The organism is uncultured Sphingomonas sp. (assembly GCF_913777625.1).
In the GTDB taxonomy this organism is placed as follows: domain Bacteria; phylum Pseudomonadota; class Alphaproteobacteria; order Sphingomonadales; family Sphingomonadaceae; genus Sphingomonas.
The window spans coordinates 40,507-59,512 of record NZ_CAJYTI010000016.1; the positions used below are offsets into that span (position 1 = coordinate 40,507).

Annotated in this window: 20 protein-coding genes and 1 tRNA gene; 8 read left to right on the forward strand and 13 right to left on the reverse strand. The window is 66.8% G+C overall.

Going from position 1 to position 19,006, the window contains the following annotated elements:
* Positions 1 to 265: 265 nt before the first annotated feature.
* A complete protein-coding gene (locus tag QZ814_RS09170; protein ID WP_294331179.1) occupies positions 266 to 1,477 on the forward strand; it encodes a DUF2252 family protein in 1,212 nt (403 codons plus the stop codon).
* 70 nt (positions 1,478 to 1,547) lie between these two features.
* On the opposite strand, the gene QZ814_RS09175 is transcribed toward QZ814_RS09170, so the two are convergent.
* Positions 1,548 to 1,637: transfer RNA gene (locus QZ814_RS09175), tRNA-Ser, on the reverse strand.
* A 213-nt stretch (positions 1,638 to 1,850) separates the two neighbouring features.
* Here QZ814_RS09175 and hspQ point away from each other — a divergent pair.
* The 4 genes from hspQ to QZ814_RS09195 all read left to right on the forward strand — a co-directional run bounded on the left by hspQ (position 1,851) and on the right by QZ814_RS09195 (position 3,706).
* The gene (gene hspQ, locus QZ814_RS09180) at positions 1,851 to 2,231 is read left to right on the forward strand and encodes a heat shock protein HspQ (protein WP_294331180.1); all 381 of its coding nucleotides are present in this window, start codon (positions 1,851 to 1,853) and stop codon (positions 2,229 to 2,231) included.
* A gap of 148 nt (positions 2,232 to 2,379) precedes the next feature.
* Entirely contained in the window at positions 2,380 to 2,685 is a 306-nt protein-coding gene (gene rplU, locus QZ814_RS09185) for a 50S ribosomal protein L21 (RefSeq protein ID WP_294331182.1), read from the forward strand.
* Between the two features lie 30 nt (positions 2,686 to 2,715).
* On the forward strand, positions 2,716 to 2,985 hold the full coding sequence (gene rpmA / locus QZ814_RS09190) for a 50S ribosomal protein L27 (RefSeq protein ID WP_064313800.1): 270 nt from the start codon (positions 2,716 to 2,718) through the stop codon (positions 2,983 to 2,985).
* Positions 2,986 to 3,160: 175 nt separating this feature from the next.
* Positions 3,161 to 3,706: a GNAT family N-acetyltransferase gene (locus tag QZ814_RS09195; RefSeq protein WP_294331183.1), complete on the forward strand. Its 546-nt coding sequence runs from the start codon at positions 3,161 to 3,163 to the stop codon at positions 3,704 to 3,706.
* A gap of 20 nt (positions 3,707 to 3,726) precedes the next feature.
* Here the strand turns inward: QZ814_RS09195 and QZ814_RS09200 are convergent, their stop codons facing one another.
* On the reverse strand, positions 3,727 to 4,740 hold the full coding sequence (locus QZ814_RS09200) for a methyltransferase domain-containing protein (protein WP_294331185.1): 1,014 nt from the start codon (positions 4,738 to 4,740) through the stop codon (positions 3,727 to 3,729).
* A gap of 128 nt (positions 4,741 to 4,868) precedes the next feature.
* On the opposite strand from QZ814_RS09200, the gene QZ814_RS09205 reads away from it, so the two are divergent.
* Complete coding sequence (locus QZ814_RS09205; protein WP_294331186.1) at positions 4,869 to 5,459, forward strand: helix-turn-helix domain-containing protein; 591 nt, start codon at positions 4,869 to 4,871, stop codon at positions 5,457 to 5,459.
* A gap of 1 nt (position 5,460) precedes the next feature.
* Here the strand turns inward: QZ814_RS09205 and QZ814_RS09210 are convergent, their stop codons facing one another.
* The 10 genes from QZ814_RS09210 to obgE all read right to left on the reverse strand — a co-directional run bounded on the left by QZ814_RS09210 (position 5,461) and on the right by obgE (position 15,915).
* Positions 5,461 to 6,201: a hypothetical protein gene (locus QZ814_RS09210; RefSeq protein ID WP_294331188.1), complete on the reverse strand. Its 741-nt coding sequence runs from the start codon at positions 6,199 to 6,201 to the stop codon at positions 5,461 to 5,463.
* A 121-nt stretch (positions 6,202 to 6,322) separates the two neighbouring features.
* The gene (locus QZ814_RS09215) at positions 6,323 to 6,772 is read right to left on the reverse strand and encodes a VOC family protein (RefSeq protein WP_294331189.1); all 450 of its coding nucleotides are present in this window, start codon (positions 6,770 to 6,772) and stop codon (positions 6,323 to 6,325) included.
* Positions 6,773 to 6,849: 77 nt separating this feature from the next.
* Complete coding sequence (locus QZ814_RS09220; RefSeq protein WP_294331191.1) at positions 6,850 to 8,808, reverse strand: ATP-binding protein; 1,959 nt, start codon at positions 8,806 to 8,808, stop codon at positions 6,850 to 6,852.
* 45 nt (positions 8,809 to 8,853) lie between these two features.
* The gene (locus tag QZ814_RS09225; protein WP_294331193.1) at positions 8,854 to 10,056 is read right to left on the reverse strand and encodes an aminotransferase class I/II-fold pyridoxal phosphate-dependent enzyme; all 1,203 of its coding nucleotides are present in this window, start codon (positions 10,054 to 10,056) and stop codon (positions 8,854 to 8,856) included.
* Positions 10,057 to 10,061: 5 nt separating this feature from the next.
* Positions 10,062 to 10,304: an acyl carrier protein gene (locus QZ814_RS09230; RefSeq protein WP_019368784.1), complete on the reverse strand. Its 243-nt coding sequence runs from the start codon at positions 10,302 to 10,304 to the stop codon at positions 10,062 to 10,064.
* Between the two features lie 83 nt (positions 10,305 to 10,387).
* Positions 10,388 to 11,941 (reverse strand): hypothetical protein, encoded by a 1,554-nt coding sequence (locus QZ814_RS09235; RefSeq protein WP_294331195.1) that lies wholly within the window; start codon positions 11,939 to 11,941, stop codon positions 10,388 to 10,390.
* Between the two features lie 35 nt (positions 11,942 to 11,976).
* Positions 11,977 to 12,882, reverse strand: a complete 906-nt coding sequence (locus QZ814_RS09240; RefSeq protein WP_294331196.1) for an NAD(P)H-binding protein — start codon at positions 12,880 to 12,882, stop codon at positions 11,977 to 11,979.
* Positions 12,879 to 14,024 carry a glutamate 5-kinase gene (gene proB / locus QZ814_RS09245; RefSeq protein WP_294331197.1) on the reverse strand — a complete coding sequence of 382 codons (1,146 nt, stop codon included), beginning with the start codon at positions 14,022 to 14,024 and terminating at the stop codon, positions 12,879 to 12,881. Before proB ends, QZ814_RS09240 begins: the two co-directional genes overlap by 4 nt.
* 42 nt (positions 14,025 to 14,066) lie before the next feature.
* Positions 14,067 to 14,807 (reverse strand): suppressor of fused domain protein, encoded by a 741-nt coding sequence (locus tag QZ814_RS09250; protein WP_294331199.1) that lies wholly within the window; start codon positions 14,805 to 14,807, stop codon positions 14,067 to 14,069.
* Positions 14,808 to 14,859: 52 nt separating this feature from the next.
* Positions 14,860 to 15,915, reverse strand: coding sequence for a GTPase ObgE (gene obgE / locus QZ814_RS09255; RefSeq protein WP_294331201.1), 1,056 nt, complete (start codon positions 15,913 to 15,915; stop codon positions 14,860 to 14,862).
* Positions 15,916 to 16,104: 189 nt separating this feature from the next.
* On the opposite strand from obgE, the gene lptF reads away from it, so the two are divergent.
* Both lptF and lptG read left to right on the forward strand, forming a co-directional pair.
* A complete protein-coding gene (lptF, locus tag QZ814_RS09260; RefSeq protein ID WP_294331204.1) occupies positions 16,105 to 17,316 on the forward strand; it encodes an LPS export ABC transporter permease LptF in 1,212 nt (403 codons plus the stop codon).
* Positions 17,313 to 18,410, forward strand: a complete 1,098-nt coding sequence (gene lptG, locus QZ814_RS09265) for an LPS export ABC transporter permease LptG (RefSeq protein WP_294331206.1) — start codon at positions 17,313 to 17,315, stop codon at positions 18,408 to 18,410. Before lptF ends, lptG begins: the two co-directional genes overlap by 4 nt.
* A gap of 363 nt (positions 18,411 to 18,773) precedes the next feature.
* Here lptG and QZ814_RS09270 read toward each other — a convergent pair.
* A partial coding sequence (locus QZ814_RS09270; RefSeq protein WP_294331208.1) for a fatty acid desaturase occupies positions 18,774 to 19,006 on the reverse strand: 233 nt, incomplete at its 5' end.

Sequence of the window (19,006 nt, forward strand, 5' to 3'; positions counted from 1 at the left end):
CGCATACGCCTCGCTGCCACCGTCATGCGGTGTTTGTCAGTCCCAGCCCTATACCGCCTTCGGTACCGGCTTCGGCATCCTTTCGTGTTCAACGAGAGAGCATTGCCATCCAAACGTGTCTGTCGGGTCGACGCCCAGTGTGCGCTTGCCGAGGCTAACCACCTTCGTTGAAGTGCCGGATCGGCCGCGCGCTGCGGTCTTCGCCTGCCCGCAAGGACATCAGCAACAGTTCGTTACGTTTGCCGATTTCGTGCGTTGAGGCGCGATGCCCAAGAAATCCGCACCCGACCTTCCCACCCCTGCCGAACGCAACCAGCTCCTCGACGCCAACCGCACCCTGAAGATGGCGCGCTCCGCCCATGCCTATGTGCGCGGGAATACCGCCAAATTCTATGACTGGCTGGCGGGTTCGCCGGCCGCCGCGCGGGTCCCGACGGGCCCGTCGATCTGGATCTGCGGCGACTGCCATGTCGGCAATCTCGGCCCGCTCTCCAACGGCGACGGCCGGGTCGAGGTGCAGATCCGCGACATGGACCAGGCGGTAATCGGCAATCCCGCGCACGATATCATCCGCCTCGGCCTTTCCCTCGCCACCGCGGCGCGCGGCGCCGACCTCCCCGGCGTGGTGACTGCCCGGATGCTGGAGGAGATGATGGAAGGCTATGTCGCGGCCATCCACGATCCGACCAGCGGTGATCCCGGCGTGGAGCCCGAGGTCGTGCAGAGCGTCAAGCGCCGCGCGCTCGGCCGCCGCTGGCGCCACCTCGCCAAGGAACGACTGGACGACGTGGAGCCGCGAATCCCGCTCGGCAAGCGCTTCTGGCCGATCGCGGGGAAGGAACGCGCGGCGCTGGAAGCCGCGCTCGCCAAGCCCGCCGTCCTCGCCACCGTGCTGGGCCGCGACGAAGCGGATGGCGCCCAGGACGTCCGCCTGGTCGACGCAGCCTATTGGATGAAGGGGTGCAGTTCGCTCGGCCTGCTGCGCTACGCCGCGATCGTCGCGGTGGCGGGCGAAAAGGGCGAGGAAGACTATGCCCTGATCGACCTCAAGGAAGCGGTCGCCTCGATCGCCCCTGCCGCCAGCAACGCGCGGATGCCCAAGGTCCATGCCGAGCGCGTCGTGGAGGCCGCACGCGCGCTTTCGCCGCATCTCGGGCGGCGGATGGCCTCCGTCCACATGCTCGGCCATGCGCTGTTCGTCCGCGAGCTGGCACCACAGGATCTGAAGCTCGAGCTGGACCAGTTCAGCCGATCCGAGGCCGTGAAGTCCGCCCGCTACCTCGCCTTCGTCGTCGGCAAGGCGCACGCCCGCCAGCTGCACAGCGAAGCGCGCGATGCATGGCTGGAGACGATCGCAGCCGACCGGCGCAGCAACCTCGACGCCCCCTCCTGGCTATGGGAGAGCGTCGTCTCGCTCGCCGGGCGGCACGAGATTGGCTATCTGGAACATTGCCGCCAATATGCGATCGCGGCCTGAGCGGCGCGCATGCGGGCGAGTGGATTTCAGGAGATCGGCACAGCATCCGCAGGGCGCTGCAAGGCCCCAATGGCGGAGAGGGAGGGATTCGAACCCTCGGTACGGTTACCCGCACAACGGTTTTCGAGACCGCCCCGATCGACCACTCCGGCACCTCTCCGCATGGGAGGATACGCACTCGGGGATGGCCCCGACCTGCGTACCGGTCGCTGTGAGGCGCGGCCACTAGCGCAAAGTTTTGGGGGCCGCAAGCGGGCAGTTTCAGGTTTTTCGCTGCGTCGGAAAATTTCCCGGGCCCCGCCCTTTCCCGGATCGGGAACCTACGCCGTCTCGGCCGTTGCCGTTGCGGCACTGCAACCCTAGATTGGTGACCATGTCAGAAACCAATGGTTCGCTTACCCTCCGCGCCTCTGGCACCCCGATGCCGCCGATCGCCAGCGCGCGCTTCGCGATCGGCGATATCGTGCGCCACCGCCTGCTCGATTTCCGCGGCGTGATCTTCGACGTCGATCCCGTCTTCGCCAACAGCGACGAGTGGTACGACTCGATCCCCGTCGACATGCAGCCGGCGAAGGACCAGCCCTTCTACCACCTGCTCGCCGAGAACGACGACTCGACCTATATCGCCTATGTCAGCCAGCAGAACCTGGTGGCCGATGAAAGCGACGAGCCGGTCGATCACCCGGGAATCAGCGGACTGTTCGAGCGTTTCGACGCCGGACGCTACCTGCTGAAACGCACCCACCGCCACTAGGGGCGCCGGGTGGCGGAAATGTGCCGGAAAATCGCAGGCACGCCTTGCGAAACGGTTGACAATACCCCCCCCATCGCATAGCAGCGCCCTTCCTCCTGCCGAGGTGCAACCTTGGCGGGCACATGCATTTGAACCAGAGAAGAGACCGATGTTCGCTATCGTGCGCACGGGCGGCAAGCAGTATCGCGTTGCCGCAGGAGACAAGATCGTCGTCGAGAAGCTCGACGGCGAAGCCGGTTCGACGGTGACGCTGGGCGACGTCCTGCTTGCCGGCGAAGGCGGCGAGCTGAAGCCGACCGACGGCCTGACCGTTTCTGCCGAGATCCTCGCGCAGGCGAAGGGCGAGAAGGTCATCGTTTTCAAGAAGCGCCGCCGGCACAACTATCGCCGCAAGAACGGCCATCGCCAGCAGCACACGATCCTCAAGATCACCGCCATCGGCGCGGCGAACTGAGCTTCGGACGAGACACGAGGAGTATAGACAATGGCACATAAGAAGGCAGGCGGCTCGTCCCGCAACGGTCGCGACTCTGCTGGCCGTCGTCTTGGCGTGAAGAAGTTCGGCGGCGAGACGGTTCTCGCCGGCAACATTCTGGTGCGCCAGCGTGGCACCAAATTCTACCCGGGCGTGAACGTGGGCATGGGCAAGGACCATACCCTTTTCGCGCTCGTCGAAGGCCGCGTGTCGTTCAAGGAAGGCAAGCTTGGTCGCAAGTTCTGCTCCGTAGACATGATTGCCGAGGCAGCCGAATAACATCGGGTGACCGCACGGGTTGCCCACCAGGGCGACCCGGGTTCGGACGAACCAACCGAAAAAGGGAGACGGGTCGCCCCGGTCTCCCTTTTTTCATGCTCCCTGCAATCGCAGCGCAACACCCGCACGCCAATGGAAACGGCGTGGGGAGCTGCAGGACCGAGGAGTATTGGTCATGTTCGTGCGGACCCAGAGATTGACGTTACGTCCCGGCTGGCCCGAGGACGCCCCCGCCCTTGCCCGGGCGATCGACCATGAGGCGGTCGTGCGCAACCTCTCGCGCGCGCCCTGGCCCTATTCGATCGAAGCGGCGGAGACCTTCCTCCAGCATTGGACCGACACGCGCTTCCTGGTGTTCGAGCATCAGGGGGGCACGGTGGCGCTGATCGGCTGCATCGGCATCGATTCGGTGCGCGGGGAGGCGCACGAGCTCGGCTATTGGTTCACGCCGTCGGCCTGGGGCAAGGGCTATGCCACCGAAGCGGGGCGGGGCGCGTTGGGTGCGGCGCAGGCCGCTGGCATCCGCCGGGTCACCGCCGGGCATTATGTCGACAACCCCGCCTCGGGCCGGGTGCTGCGCAAGCTGGGCTTCCGTCCCACCGGGGCGGTCGAGCCGATCTGGTCGAAGGGTCGCGGCTGCGAGGTGCCCTGCGTGCGGCTCGAGCTGGAGATGCATGCCGAAGGGGTGCAACCGATCCCGCGGCTGGCCGCCGCTGCCTGACCGGCAGCGCCCCCCCCCCACTACGCCGCCTTGCGGACGATCATCCCGAACGACGTGCTGACAAATCCGTCGATCGACAGCTTGAGGTGGAGCGGCTCGCCCAACCAGCTGCGCTCGCTGGGTGCCAAGGCGTGATCCCAGGGCGGCAGGTCTATGAAGTTGTCCATCACATCGGCGCCCATATCAAAGTCGAACGGGAGGACGGTGTGACCGGCGCTGCGGAGGCGCTCGGCCAACGCTTCGAGATGCTTGGGCTGGAACAGCACGGTTAGCCAATTGTCCACCGTGGGGCCGTTCGGCTCGACGTTGAACTCCATCGTATGCACGGCGGTGCCACCGGGACGAAGCGTATCGAGCGAGCGCTCGATGAACCGCAACCCGTGCTCGATGCTGCCGAGATGCTCCAACGCGCAGATCGACCAGCAGAAGTCATAGCCCTGCAGCCGGTCGGGGATGGCGTTCATGTCGACGGTGTCGATCGTTACGAATTGCTCGAACACATCGCGACTTACCAGATGGGGCATGAAGGGCTTCGCAGCGGAACCGAGATGCTGATTGGTCTCGATCCAGCCGCTTTCCGCGGCCTGCTCCTCGGAAAAATCAGTGGCGGTAACGAACACTCCCTGTGACGCAAGATAACTGGGAATCGGCTCCGCCCCGCAGCCGAACCCCAGGCCCCGCTGGCCGGGCGCCAGATGCCGGGCTTCGAAAAGCGCCTGCAGCACATAGGCGAGTTCCCATATCTTCCGGTGATAGACAACCGGCACCTCAAGCGCGCGCATCCAGTGCGCCAGCCATCCGCTCTCGATGTCCCGCTGGGTGCATCCCTTGGATGCCAGGCCCACCACTTCTGCTGCCGTGTCACTCGGCGGCGGCAATGCAGCCGTCATTTTCCGCGCGAGATCGTAGCCGAACGCCTTCATGTTCAGCTGGAGAATACGCACCTCTTTGGCAACGTCGTTCAACGCATTCAGATTAGGCTGCGATCGATCGTTGACGAGCGCCAGCAGGCGCTTGAGAATGCGGGCTTCCACCTTTTTACGTATCGACACTTTCCCCCCACACGGTAAGCGGCTGTCGTAATGCAGAACCTCCCCGCCGCTCGCGTCCGGTCGACGTACCGACTTCCTTCGACCTTGCAAACTATTCTCGCATTGCCGCAATGTTGACGAGCAAGCCGGTGCGCAAGCGCCTCTCCCCCGAAGAATCCCGCGACGCCGCCCTGGAGGCCGCCCGCACCCTGCTGATCGAGGACGGCCCGCAGGCGGTGACGCTGAAGGCTGTCGCCGCGCGGATCGGGCGGACGCATGCCAATCTGCTCCACCATTTCGGCTCCGCCGCCGGGCTGCAAAAGGCGCTGGCGGCGAGCATCGCCGAGGCGGTGACCGCCAAGATCGGCGAGGCGGTGCTCCGCGCCCGCTCCACCAATCACGACCTGCGCGAAGTGGTGGACCTGACCTTCGATGCGTTCGACCGCGAAGGCGCTGGCGCGCTGGCCAGCTGGATGATCCTGACCGGCAACCAGGACGCGCTGGACCCGATCCTGGAGGCGATCCACCGGCTGGTCGACCGGATCAGCGAGGGCCAGGACGCCCGTGTGCCGCTGCGCGAGGAAACGCTGCAACTGACCCTGATGGCGCTGGGCGACGCGCTGCTCGGCGCCCCCATGGCCCGCGCGCTGGGCCTGCCGCGCGACAAGGCGCGCGAACTGGGGGCGGCGATGCTGCGGGACCGGATTGAAGCGGGGGTCTAAATCAGCTCCCGGCGATCCGCTCGGCGGCGGCGATGCGCTTCGACAACGTCGAAAGCCTCTCGTTCATATCCAACGCCGTCATGCCTCGGGTCGGCACGAACGAGCAGTTTGAAACTATCACGAGATCCAGGATAGCCACGTCTGCCCGGGCGACCTCGAACTGCGCGGCGAATTTTGTTCGCCGCATATTGTGGGTGAATCGGTCCACCATCGGCCTGGCGGCTGCGAGGAACGGCCGCCTGTCGATTTCCGTGCATTCCCAGCGGAGGGACTTCAAGACCTCTCGAACGAGCCAGCGGAACTCAGGACCTTTCGGCATGCTGTGCCGATCCAGGCCTTTAAGGGCTTGCGATCGAAAATTGGGGCGACGCAATTCTTCGCGGAACGTCTCCACATGGCTAAAGAACCACTCCTGATCCCGGCGGTCCAGGTACTGGTCCATTTCGTCACCCCAGCAAAACCGATCGCTCGATTCGCCCTCAAATGCGACATCCTCCTTCGCGAGCGCGACATTGTCGGCAACGGGACCCACAAGGGTGCTTTCCAATGCAGCGACAAATGCTGCCTCCTCCCGCTTGACCGCTCGCAGCTGGGCCGAAGGGCTCGCGCGGCAAGGGTGTGCGGCGAGACTTTCATAGACCCCGCGCCCGAGATACCGAACCAACGCGCCCGAGGTGGCAACGCCGGCGAGGTCCATATTGCGGCTGTCCGGCGGCGCGAACGCCGCTACCAGCAGCGCCAACCATAGTGCCGACCATCTCCGCATTCCGCCCCCTCCCCACTTGAGCAGATGCATAGCCCCGTCTGCCACCGGCGCCACCGTTTGCCTCCCACGGCATCACAGCGCTTGCCCCGCCCCCGCCTCACTTCACCGGCGGCTGCCACAGTTCGATCTTGGTGCCGTCCGGATCGAGGATCCAGGCGAACTTGCCCGTGGCATCGCTGGTCCGCTTGAGGATCTTCACGCCCTTCGCCTCCAGCCGGGTGAGCATCGCGTCGAGATCGTCGACGGCGAAGTTGAGCATGAACGCGCGCGGCGACGGCGCGATCTGGTCGCTGCCCGGGCGCATTGCGGTCCACACCAGCACGGGCGGATGCCCCGGCGCATCGTAGCGGAGCATCGCGCCGCCCCAGGGCTCGACCGCGATGCCCAGCACGTCGCGATACCAGGCCACCAGCGCCTTGGGATCCTTGCTGGTGACGAACACCCCGCCGACGCCGCTGACATGCCCCGCAGCCTTCGCCTGCGCGGCGAGCGGCGCGAACAGCCCCGCCAACAGGCCCGGCAGCATCCAGAATCCGGCAGATCGCATGTCCCATCTCCCCCAAATGGCTGACCCGAACCTCGCCGAATTCGGCGGGCAATGCCAAGGCAAATGGGTAGCGCCGCCTATTCCGCGGCCTGGGCCACCCGTCGCGCTTCGGCCTCGACCGCCTCGCGCACCGCGCGGGACAGCGCCGCCACGGTGAACGGCTTGCGCAGCACCGGGCGGTCGCGGAGCTGCTCCGCGCTCGCCTCGCCGGTAAAGCCGGTGACGAACAGCACCGCGGCCCCGCGCAGCTGGCCCTCGACACAGGCGATCATCTCCGGACCGGTCTGGCCCGGCATCAGCACGTCGGTCATCACCAGGTCGAGCATGGGCATCGATTCGATCGCCGCCGGCGCCTTGAGCGGATCGGCGCAGCCGACCGCACGGTGGCCAAGCTCGTGCAGCGCCGCGAGCGTCGCCGCGAGCACCCGCGGATCGTCCTCGACGACGAGAATGTCGTAGCTGCCGCCAGCCTTCTCCTCGGTCACCTCGGGCTGTGCCACCGCGGGCGCCACCACCGCACCCTTGTAGCGCGGCAGGTACAGCGTGACCGTGGTGCCCGCGTCCGGCGCCGTCTCGATGGCGATGCCGCCGCCGGACTGGCGGACAAAGCCGAAGATCTGGCTGAGGCCCAGGCCCGTGCCCTTGCCCACCGGCTTGGTGGTGAAGAAGGGTTCGAACACCCGCTCCAGCACCTCGGGCGTCATCCCGCAGCCGGTGTCGCGCACCGCAACCGAAACATAGTCGCCCGCCGCGCAGTGCCCCACCTCGTTGGCCGCCAGCCGCGATTCGCCGGTGAGGATCGTCAGCGTGCCGCGCCCGTTCATCGCGTCGCGGGCGTTGACCGCCAGGTTGAGCACGGCGTTTTCGAGCTGGTGCCGGTCCACCCAGATCCGCCAGCCGAGCCCGTGGTCCTGCGCCTCGACGCGGATCGCGTCGCCCAGCGTGCGATCGAGCAGGTCGCGCATCCCGCGGATCAGCGTGCCGGCATCCACGGCCTCGGGCGCGAGCGATTCGGAACGCGAGAAAGCGAGCAGCTGCCGGGTAAGCGCCGCGGCGCGATGGGCGCCTTCCATGGCATTGTCGAGATGGCGAGCGGCTTCCCGCGGATCGCCCTCGATCTGGCGGCGCGCGAGTTCGACACCCCCCAGAACAACCGCCAGCATATTATTGAAATCATGGGCGATACCGCCGGTGAGCTGGCCCACCGCGTCCATCTTCTGCGCCTGACGGAGCTTGGCTTCGGCGTCTTCGCGTTCGCGCGCTTCCTGGCGCAGCTGGGCGGTGGCCGCGGCGACCGCCTCGCGCAACTGGCCGGCGCGTTCGCGCTCCCAGGCGGCGTCGGCGTCGGCCAGCGCGCGGTCGCCCTGCGCCTCGATCGCGAGCCAGCCGAAGATCACCGCCCCCAGCGCGATGACCAGGCCGAAGCCGCTGAGCACGCGCGAGGCATAGCTGCTATTGTCGATCAGCTGCGCGGCGGCGCGGGTGCGGTTGCGCAGCACGCCGCGCTCCTCCTCGACAATGGTGTCGAGCGTCTTCTCCACCTGCTTGCGCGCCGCGCTTTCGCGCACCTGATAATAGGCACCCCAGGCATCCCGGTCGCGCTTGTAGGTGGTGTAGAGGGCGGTGTCGTCGAGTTCCTTGCCGCGCTGCAGGAATGCCCGTTGCAGCGCCTGCACCTGCACCCGCTGGCTATCGCTGTCGGCGGTCAGCTGCCGCAGCCGCTGCAGCTGTTCCTCGGCCCGATCCCATTGATCGGCATATTGCTGGCCAAGATTGCGATCGGCGCTGACCACATAGCGCCCCAGCGCCGCCTCCGCCGCGGCAATGCCGCCGGAGAGCTGGCTGGCACGCAGCATCACCTCGAAGCTGTGCTGCTGGAGGGCGATGGCCCGATCGCGCTCGATATCGGTGCGCTGCTGGATCAGGATGAGCGCGCCGAGCACGACGACGCCCGCCACGGCCAGTGCGCCGAGCAGCAACAGGCGCCAGTTCTTCGCGTGAACCGAACGCTCCAGAGACGGGATCGCTTCGCTCATCCGATCCCGACTCTAGGCGTTTGGAACCACGCTGAAAAGCCGCGTTTAGGCGATCACCCCAACCGCCTGGCCGGCGGCACGGAACATGCCGAGCACCCGCTCGATCTGCTCGGGGCGATGCTCGGCGCAAAGCGAGCAGCGCAGCAGGAAGGTGCCGGCCGGGGTCGCCGGTGGACGCGCCATGTTGACGTACAGGCCGTTCTCCAGCAGCGCCTGCCACATCACCACCGCCTGCTCCTGATCCTCCAGGATCACTGCGACGATCGCGCTTTCGGGCGTCGACGTGCCGAGCTTGAAGCCCATTGCCGTCAGGCCGCCATGCAGCGCGCGGGCATTCTCCCACAGCCGGGCGCGCTTCTCGTGCGCGGTCATCAGCTTGCGGATCGAGGTCGCCGCCGTGGCGACCACGCTGGGCGGCAGCGAGGCAGTGAAGATATACGGCCGGCAGGCCAGCCGGATCGCCTCGAACTTCGGGTGGTTCGAGATGCAGAAGCCGCCGACGGTGCCGACCGACTTGGAGAAGGTGCCGACGACGAAATCGACGTCCGCTTCGAGCCCCTGGTCCTCGTATACACCGCGGCCATTGGGGCCGAAAAAGCCCATCGAGTGCGCTTCGTCGACCAGCACCATCGCGCCGTGCTTCTTGGCGACGGCGACCATTTCCTTCAGCGGCGCGATGTCGCCGAGCATCGAATAGACGCCCTCCAGCACCACCAGCTTGCCGGCTTCGGCGGGCAGGCGGCCGAGGCGCTTGTCGAGGTCCGCCACGTCGTTGTGGCGGAAACGGACGATCTCGGCATTGCCCTGCTTGCAGCCGTCATAGATCGAGGCGTGGCTGTCGGCGTCGAGGATGATGTACTCGCCCTTGCCGGCGAGCGTCGAGATCATGCCCAGATTGGCCATGTAGCCGGTGGAGAACACGATCGCGCCCGACACGCCGTAGAAGTCGCGCAGCGCCTGCTCGACTTCCATATGGTCGCGGAAGGTGCCGTTGAGCATGCGGCTGCCGTTGGTGCCCGAACCGAACTGGTCGAGCGCGTCCTTGCCGGCCTGGATGACGTCCGGATCGAAGGTCATGCCCATGTAATTGTAGGTGCCGAGCAGGATCGTGTCCTTGCCCTTGATCACCGCCTCGGTGGGCGACTTGACCTGCTCCATCACGATCGCGAACGGATCGATCACGCCGCTGTCGAGCAGCGCCTGGCGCTCGGCGATCAGGCCGTCGAACTTGCTCATCAGGTCGGTCATCGGGTTCAGCCCTTGAGCTTCTGCACGGCGTCGACCAGCTGGCCGACATTCTCGATCTCGGCCTGCATGTTCATGGTGATGACGATGTCGAATTCGTCCTCGATCGCGGCGACGAAATCCATCACCGTCAGGCTGTCCCATTCGAGATCGCCCGCGAAGGTGGTGGTTTCGGTGAGCGCGACGCCCTTCTTGTTGAAGGGTTCGATCTGCGCGGCGACGATGTCGAAGATTTCTGCACGGTCAGTCATGCGGCCGGTCCTTAGATTGATCGGTCGCAGGTGCCAAGCGAATGCGGCGAAAGCGGGCCCATGGCAGGGCAGTGCCCCAAAGGTCAGGCGGCGGCGGCCTGGTCCTGGGCGGCACCGCTGAGCAGATGGTTCACCCACAGATCGGTCTGCTCGGCGATCTTGCGGAGCAGGCCGGGGTGGAAGTGGGTCACGTCCGCCATCTCGTCATCACCGTCGAGCAGGTCCGCGATTTCGAGGACGAAGATGCGGCCCGGATTCTCGCGCGCCATCTGCCGCCACACGGCGTTGAAGATCCGCGCGCGCTCGGGCGAGTGGTTGAGGCCCAGCCGGTATTTCTCGATCGGGGCATCCTCGGGCGGCAGGACGACGAGCATCCGATGGTCGTTCTCCAGCACATGGATGACCAGCCGCAGCGCGCATTTCTGGTAGAGACCGATTTCGAGCAGATGCCACTGGTTCGGCCAGCGATTGTCGAGATAGTCGATCGTCGCGCCATAGACGAGGAACGGCGGGAAGCGCTGTTCCTTGTAGCTGCCGTCGTCCATCATGCGGAGCGCGAACAGGCGCGGATTATTGTCGAAGTCGATCGCGGGGCGGAAGCGGCTATAATGCGCGATGCCGCCGGACTGGCAATCGAACATGATGCGGATCGCCGGCTCCATCACCGGGTCGGCGCGCAGCTCCGCCCGGATCGCGGCGCGGACCTCGGGCTCGTCGAAGCCGTGATCCTCGATCCAGTCGGGCGGAACCCGGCTGAACCGGCCGGCGAACGCGCTGAAATCGGCCTCGCCCCAGATCGCGCGGATCTTGCCCAGCGCATATTCCTCCAGCCCCATGTGCATCGCGCGGCACGAGAAGGTGAAATGCACCATGCGCTGCTCAATCCGGTGCCACATCACGAAACCGACCAGACCGTAGCGGCCATATTTGTCCCAGGCGAAGATCGACCAGCTATCATGGTTGGTGACGTCGATGATGTCGCGTTCCAGCTGGGCGGGATCGACACGCGACTGGGTATAGTTGAGCTGGTTGGCGCGGTTGATCAGCTCGGCGATGCGAGGGACGAACTCCAGATTGTCCATGATGAACGGCGCGCAGGCGCACAGGCCGGAGGCGCGGAGGAAGTCCTCGTTCGACTGGCCAGCAACGGCCGTACGGTCGCGCTTCTTGGCCTCCAGGATGCGGTATTCGGCGACGCGGCTGCGCGTGCCGGTCTGGAGCGCGAGCAGCCCGGCGAGCTGCTCGTCGGCGTCCGGCGCGGTGGCGTCCAGCGTCTGGATCTCGGGGAGCAGGTGGCGGACTTCGGCGAGATTGTGGGGATTGTCGTCGATGAACAGCACGTTGGGCGCGCGCAGCTGCATGTCGGCGATGATGCCCCGGATCGCCTCGGCCTTGGGGGTGAAGGCGATGTGCGGGAAGACGAATTCGTCCCACAGCCCGAACGCATCCAGCTTGGCGCGGGCGGCATCGAAATCATTCTTCGAGCAGATCGACGAAACCACCCCGCGCGCGTTGAACGCTCGGATCAACTCGGCGCGACGCTCGAACAGCGCCACCGCATCGCCATCGGCGAGGGTACCCCGCCACAGCGTATCGTCGAGATCCCAGAGGATGAGCTTGATCGGGGCGGTCCACATGCCCCCATTATAGAATGGTTAAGCCGGTGCCGGACTCAGAGCAGCCCCTTGGCGCGGTACCAGCGCGCGGTCTCGACCAGCCCTGCCTCGGTCTCCACCTGCGGCGTCCACAGGTTGCTGGGCGCGCGGTTGGCGGGGTCGGCCACCCAGTCGGGATGGCAGAAATAGGATACGCGGTCCGCGGTGAGCTTGGCGCGCTTGCCGCGCAGCAGCCGATCGACGCGCGCACCCAGCATCAGCACCAGCTTGGGCAGCGACAGCGCGAGCACGCGGCGCCCCACGGCGCGGCCGATGGCATGGGCGAATTCGGGATGGGTCCAGCCCCCTGCCCGGCCGTCATCCGGATCGATCTCGCCGGAGAAGGTGTCGGTGGCGGCGAGCGCCAGCAGCAGGCGGCCGAGGTCGCTCACCTCGATCACCGAGATGCGACCGCCCGGCGGCAGCAACGCCAACCCGAACCGCGCGACGCGGAACAGCTCGAGCATCTCGAGGTCGCCGGGGCCGTAGATCGCGGGCGGGCGGACGATGGTCCAGTCGAGCCCCGAGGCCTTGACCAGCGCATCGGCCTCGCGCTTGGACCAGCCATAGGCCGAAAGCTGCGGCTCGCGCCCGGCGAGCGACGAGACATGCACGAAGCGGCGCACCCCCGCCCCCGTGGCGGCGGCGAGCATGTTGGCGGTGCCGGTGATGTTGCCGTGCGCGAAGCCTTCGCGATCCGGTGCGTTCACGACCCCGGCGACATGGATCACCGCATCGGCCCCTGTGCAGAGATCGGCCAGCGCGTCCGTCGCGTCGAGGTCGCCGCGTATCCAGGTCACGCCGTCGCGCGCCGGCTGATCGCGACGGGTAAGTGCACGGACCTTGTGCCCTGCCGCCAGCGCCAGGTCGATCAGCCGCGAACCGACAAAGCCGGTGCCGCCGGTGACGGCGAACACGCTCACAGCAGCGCCATGTGGCTGCGGTGGACCAGTGCGGCGCGGGGCGCATAGCCGAGGATCTCGATCAGATCCTCGCTCCTGCGCCCGACGATGCGCGAGGCATCGACATGGCCATATTCGGCGAGGCCCCGGGCAAGATGCTTGCCGTCGGGTCCTACTACGACCACCAGATCGCCGCGCGCGAACCGCCCCTCCACCCGGGTCGCCCCGGCCGAGAGCAGGCTGCGGCCTTCCTTGAGCGCCTGCGCGGCACCTTCGTCGATATGGATCGCGCCCTTGGCGGTAAGCCCGCCGCGCAGCCACGCCTTGCGCGCCGCCGCGCCCTTCTGGCCGAGGAACAGCGTGCCGCGCTTGGTCGCAGCCAGCCGCGCCAGCGGATGCTGGACCCGCCCATCGGCGATGGCGAGATGCGCGCCGGCGCTGGTCGCGATCCGCGCCGCCTCGATCTTCGAGACCATGCCGCCCGATCCCATGCCCGAGGCCGAGCCGCGATCGGCCATCGCCTCGATCCGCTCGTCGATGATGTCGACGGTCTCGATCAACTGCGCATCGGGGTTGGTGTTCGGGTTGGCGGTGTAGAGCCCGTCGACGTCCGAGAGCAGCACGACGCCGTCCGCACTGGCGGCGCTCGCCACCCGCGCGGCGAGCCGGTCATTGTCGCCGAAGCGGATTTCCTCGGTCGCGACCGAATCATTCTCGTTGATCACCGGCACCACGCCCAGCCGCAGCAGCCGGTCGAGCGTCGCCGAGACGTTGAGATAGCGGCGGCGATCCTCGAGATCGTCGAGCGTCACCAGAATCTGCGCAGCGGTCATGCCCTGGTCGTGGAGCAGCTCCGCCCAGATGCTGGACAGCGCGATCTGGCCGGTCGCGGCGGCCGCCTGCGCATCTTCCAGGCTGGCCCGGCCGCCCTTGGGCAGCTTCAGCCGCCGTGCGCCGAGGGCAATCGCGCCCGAGGAAACGATGACGAGCTGCTGCCCTTCCCGGGCGCGCGTGCCGAGATCGCTGGCGAGCGCCGCCAGCCAGTCGCGGCGGATCTGCCCCTCGGGGTCGACGAGCAGCGACGAGCCGACCTTTACGACCAGCCGGCTGCAGGTCGAGGGTGCGAAGCGAATGGCGTCGGCGGGGCGTGCGGGCACGGACATGGCGGCGCTCTTAGCGATGCTGTTCCCCATCTGCCAAGCCGATCAGACGATCGACTCGCGCTGCAGGTCGCTGCAATGGCCCACGCCCATGGCCTGGAGCCGTGCCAACACGCCGTCGCGCGTATCGCTGTCGCCGGCGCGAATCTCGCCCAGTTCGGCAGCGGTCAACAACACCACCGGCACGACGCGCACGGGCGAGAGCGGCATATCCTCGATCCGGGTACCGAAATCGGGATCGGGGCCACCGATCATCACCCCCAGCACGTCGTCCGAGGTAAGGAAATGCGCCGGCAACCGCGCGGCGATGGCGGCAGAGGTGGAGACGTTGGTCAGTTCCAGCGGGATCGGCCCATGGCGCTCGAGCGGGCGAAGGATGCCCCGCTCCTCCGCGACGATCGCGGCCACCCGCCGCAGTACCTCCAGCATCCAGCCGTCGCCGGCCACCTGCGTCGGCGCGCCTTCGCCGGGGCCCTCCACGAAGAGTTCGATCTCGAAGCCGTTGGTGCTGGCGCCCTCGTCGAACGGATCGGAGAGGCCGTCGGTCGCCAGCAGGATCGCGTTGCCGCGGTGGATCAGCCGGTATGCCTCGTGCCCGCCCGGCCAGAGCGAGCCGGCCGGCGCGGAGGAAAGGATCCGGTCGCTGGCCGGGCCCAGCGCCGCCCAGAAGCGGCCGCGGGCTTCGGCCGAGCGTTCGGCGATGGTCGCGATTCGGTACGGCTCGGGCGCGCCAACTGCCTGCGCCTTCGTACCAAAAAGCCCACGCAACCAGCCGAACGCACCCATCCGCGCCTCTCCCAATAAGGATCAAGGCGCGCAGCGATGCCCTAGAAATGCGTCAGACCGGCGACCATTCGACAGGATCTTCGCTTTCGCCGAAATCTTCGTCGGATGCGCGGTTCTCGTTGGGGCCGATCACTTCGAGCAACTGATCGAGCACCCAGTCGACTCCGGTCCCGGCGGCGCCGGACAGCGGAATGACTTGCGCGCCGCTGGCCTCTTCCAGCTCCGCCGACAGTGCTGCGATCAGTTCGTCGTCGAGCGTGTCGATCTTGTTGAGCGCGATGACCACCGGCTTCTCGGCGAGACCGGCGCCGTACGCTTCCAGCTCGTCGCGCACGATGCGGTAGCTGGTCGCGACGTCCTCGTCGTTCGCGTCGATCAGGTGGAGCAGCACCCGGCAGCGCTCGATATGGCCGAGGAAGCGATCGCCGATTCCCGCGCCGTCCGCCGCGCCTTCGATCAGGCCGGGAATGTCGGCAACGACGAATTCGCGCTGCTTGTGCCGCACCACGCCCAGTTGCGGGCGCGTCGTGGTGAAGGCATAGGCGCCGACCTTGGCCTGGGCGTTGGTCACCGCATTGATGAAGGTCGACTTGCCCGCGTTCGGCAGGCCTACCAGCCCGGCATCGGCGAGCAGCTTGAGGCGCAGCCAGACCCAGGCCTCTTCGCTCGGCCAGCCGGTGCCGTGCTGGCGCGGGGCGCGATTGGTCGAGGTCTTGTAGGTCGCGTTACCACGGCCGCCGTCGCCGCCACGCAGGAAGACGATGCGCTGGCCTTCCTTGGTGAGGTCGGCCAGCAGCGTGCGCTCGTCGTCGTCGGCGAGGATCTGGGTGCCGATCGGCACCTTGATCACCAGATCGTCGCCGCCCGGACCGGTACGGTTCGAACCCGATCCGCCGCCGCCGCGGGGCGCCCGGAAATGCTGGGTATAGCGGAAGTCGATCAGCGTATTGAGGCCGGCGACGGCTTCGAAGATGATGTCGCCGCCCTTGCCGCCATTGCCGCCGTCGGGCCCGCCATATTCGATGAACTTTTCACGCCGGAAGCTCACGGCGCCGGGTCCGCCCGCGCCGGAGCGCACGAAAATCTTGGCTTGATCGAGGAAATGCATCGCGGGCCCATATACGTTCGGCGCGATTCCGTCACCCCCGGCGGTGTGTTTGGCCGAAAAGCCGTTGCGCGCATGCCACTTTCCGGGTGGCATCGGCGTTCAGCACCGCTATACGCGACCGGATCGTTTCGGTTCGTTTTCCGTTCCATGAGCGGAAGGATCACTCTCGAAGGACGTTCAGCGGACAGCATGAATTCGATCGATCGCTACATGGCGCGGCTGATCGCGGTGCCGCTGATCTCCACCCTGATCATCTCCGCGATGCTGCTCGTGCTCGATCGCATGCTGCGATTGTTCGAGTTCGTCGCGACCGAGGGCGGTCCGGTGAGCGTGGTGTGGCGCATGCTCGCCAACCTGCTGCCCGAATATCTCGGCCTCGGCATCCCGATCGGCCTGATGCTGGGCGTGCTGCTCGCCTTCCGCCGACTCGCCACGACGTCCGAGCTGGACGTGCTGCGCGCCGTCGGTATCAGCTACACGCGGCTGCTGCGCGTGCCCTATATGTACGCGATCGTGCTGGCCGCTGCGAACTTCGCGATCGTCGGCTTCATCCAGCCGACCTCGCGCTACAATTACGAGCAGCTCCGCTTCGAGCTGCGCTCGGGTGCGCTGGGCGCCTCGATCAAGGTGGGCGAGTTCACCAACTTCGGCTCGAAGATGACGCTCCGGATCGAATCGAGCCAGGACGAGGGCCGCGACCTGCGCGGCATCTTCGTCGAGATGACCAACAAGGACGGCACGCCGCTGGCAGTGACCGCGCAGAAGGGCCAGTTCCTTCGCGCCGACGATCCCGACACGATCATCTTCCGACTGACCAACGGCACGCTCGTCCATTACGACAAGAACTCGCCGGTGCCGCGGGTGCTGACCTTCACGAGCCACAACCTGCCGATCCCGCTCCCCAAGTACGAGCAGTTCCGCAAGCGCGGCGACAGCAATATCGAGCGCACCCTGCCCGAACTGGCGGTGATCGGCCGCAACCGCTCGGCGAACGAGATCGATCGCGAGACCAGCCGCTCGGCCTTCCACTACCGGATGGCGGAAGTGACGACGATGTTCCTGCTGCCGATGCTGGCGGTGGCGCTGGCGATCCCGCCCAAGCGCTCCACCTCAATGCTCGGCGTGTTCCTGTCGATCTTCATGATCGTCACCTATCACAAGGTGAACGAATATGCGCAGGGCGTGGGCAGCCTGGGGCTGATCGATCCGATCCTCGCGCTGTGGATACCTTTCTCGATCTTCGCGGGGCTGACGATCTGGATGTACTATACGGTTGCCTATGTGCCCGGCGGCCAGCCGATCGGCGCGCTGGAACGCGTCTTCGCCAAGACCGGCAAGCTGATCGGGCGGCTGCTGCCCGGCGCCAAGCGACGGCGCCGCAAGGCGGAGGCGGCGCGATGAACCTCACCGCGCTGTTCCCCTCGCCCACCATGTCGCTCTACATGGCGCGGCTGTTCGTGTTCCGCACCTTCGCGCTGCTCGGCGCACTGGTGCTGGTGCTGACCTCGCTCGACCTGCTGACGGAAAGCGCGGCGATCCTCGCCCATCCCGGCAATGGCGATGCCGAGATCCTGCGCTACGTGACGCTGCGGGTGCCGCAGATCATCTCCACCTTCCTGCCCTATTCGGTGCTCGGCGGGGCGATCTTCACGCTCGCCCAGCTCAACCAGAACAGCGAGATCATCGCGCTCAAGTCCGGCGGGCTTTCGGCCCACCAGGTGCTCGCGCCGCTGATGCTTTCCGGTCTGGTCGTCGCCGGCCTGTCCTTCGTGTTCAACGATCGCATCGTCACGCGCGCCACCTCGACGCTGGAGCAATGGAAGAAGGTGGAGTTCGCCCCCCTGCCGATCGACCATGGCGACCGCGCCAATGTGTGGGTGCAGGCGAGCGGCAACCTGATCAACGTCCAGCAGATCAAGGGCAAGGGCGAGGCAGCGCAGCTCTACAACATCACCGTCTACGAGCGGAACAAGGGTTCGCTCACCTCGATCCTCACCGCCAAGCACGGCGCCCGGGCGGGCAATGCCTGGAAGGTCGACGGCGCCAAGCGCTTCGATGTCGCCAGCGCGACGCTCGCGCCGGTGGGCGACACGCTGATCGGCCAGGGCGTGCGGCCGGACCAGTTCACGCTGGCCCATGTCGATCCGGATTCGAGCTCCTTCTCGGAGCTTCGCATGGCGATCGGCGAGCTCAAGGCCGCCGGCCGCCCGACCAAGGCGCTGGAAGGCTCGCTGTGGCACAAGCTTTCGGGGCCGCTGTCCGCGTTCCTGATGCCGCTGCTCGGCGGCGTCTCCGCCTTCGGCCTCGCGCGGTCGGGCAAGCTGTTCGTCCGCGTGGTGATCGGCATGGCGCTCGGCTTCCTCTATTTCGTCGCCGACAATTTCGCGCTCGCGATGGGCAATCTGGGTGCCTACCCGCCCTTCCTCGCCGCCTGGGCGCCGATTTTGCTGTTCCTGCTGATCGGTGAAGCGGTGCTGTTCCGGACGGAGGAGTGAGGGGGTAAGCCCCGCTCGCGTTCAGCCTGAGCGTCGTCGAAGGCCGGCCTAGCCGCTGGGTTCGCCCGTGCACTTCGACTTCGCTCAGTGTGAACGGGGCTTTGGGTGCTTGGCCGGGCTTGGGGTGCTTGGCCGACGCCTCGAGCCCTGCCTCGCCTTCACATTCTTAGACGACTGGCTTCGGCGACCTGGTCAGACAGAACGGGCATGGAAGGTATGGGATATGGGCTGGCGCTTTGACGCCCGCCCCGAACACCACCCTCCGTTCGCACTGAGCGAAGTCGAAGTGCACGCCCCGGACATCGCCTCTTGGCGGACCGAGACCCGTGGCCTTCGACTGCGCTCAGGCTGAACGAAGGTGGCTCACTTCCCCCGACGGATCGTGCTCAGACCGATCTTGGCGACCAGCCCCGGCAGGCCCTTGTAGCTCGCCTTGTGATAGGGCGATTCCGGCGTCACCGCCGCGCTGATCCGGCGGTGCGCCTCGCCGAGCGCATGATAGGGCAGCGACGGCAGCAGATGGTGGAGCGCATGATAGCGCAGGCCCACCGGCGCCCACAGGCCCGGTAGCAGTGAGGGCGGCGGGACGTTGACCG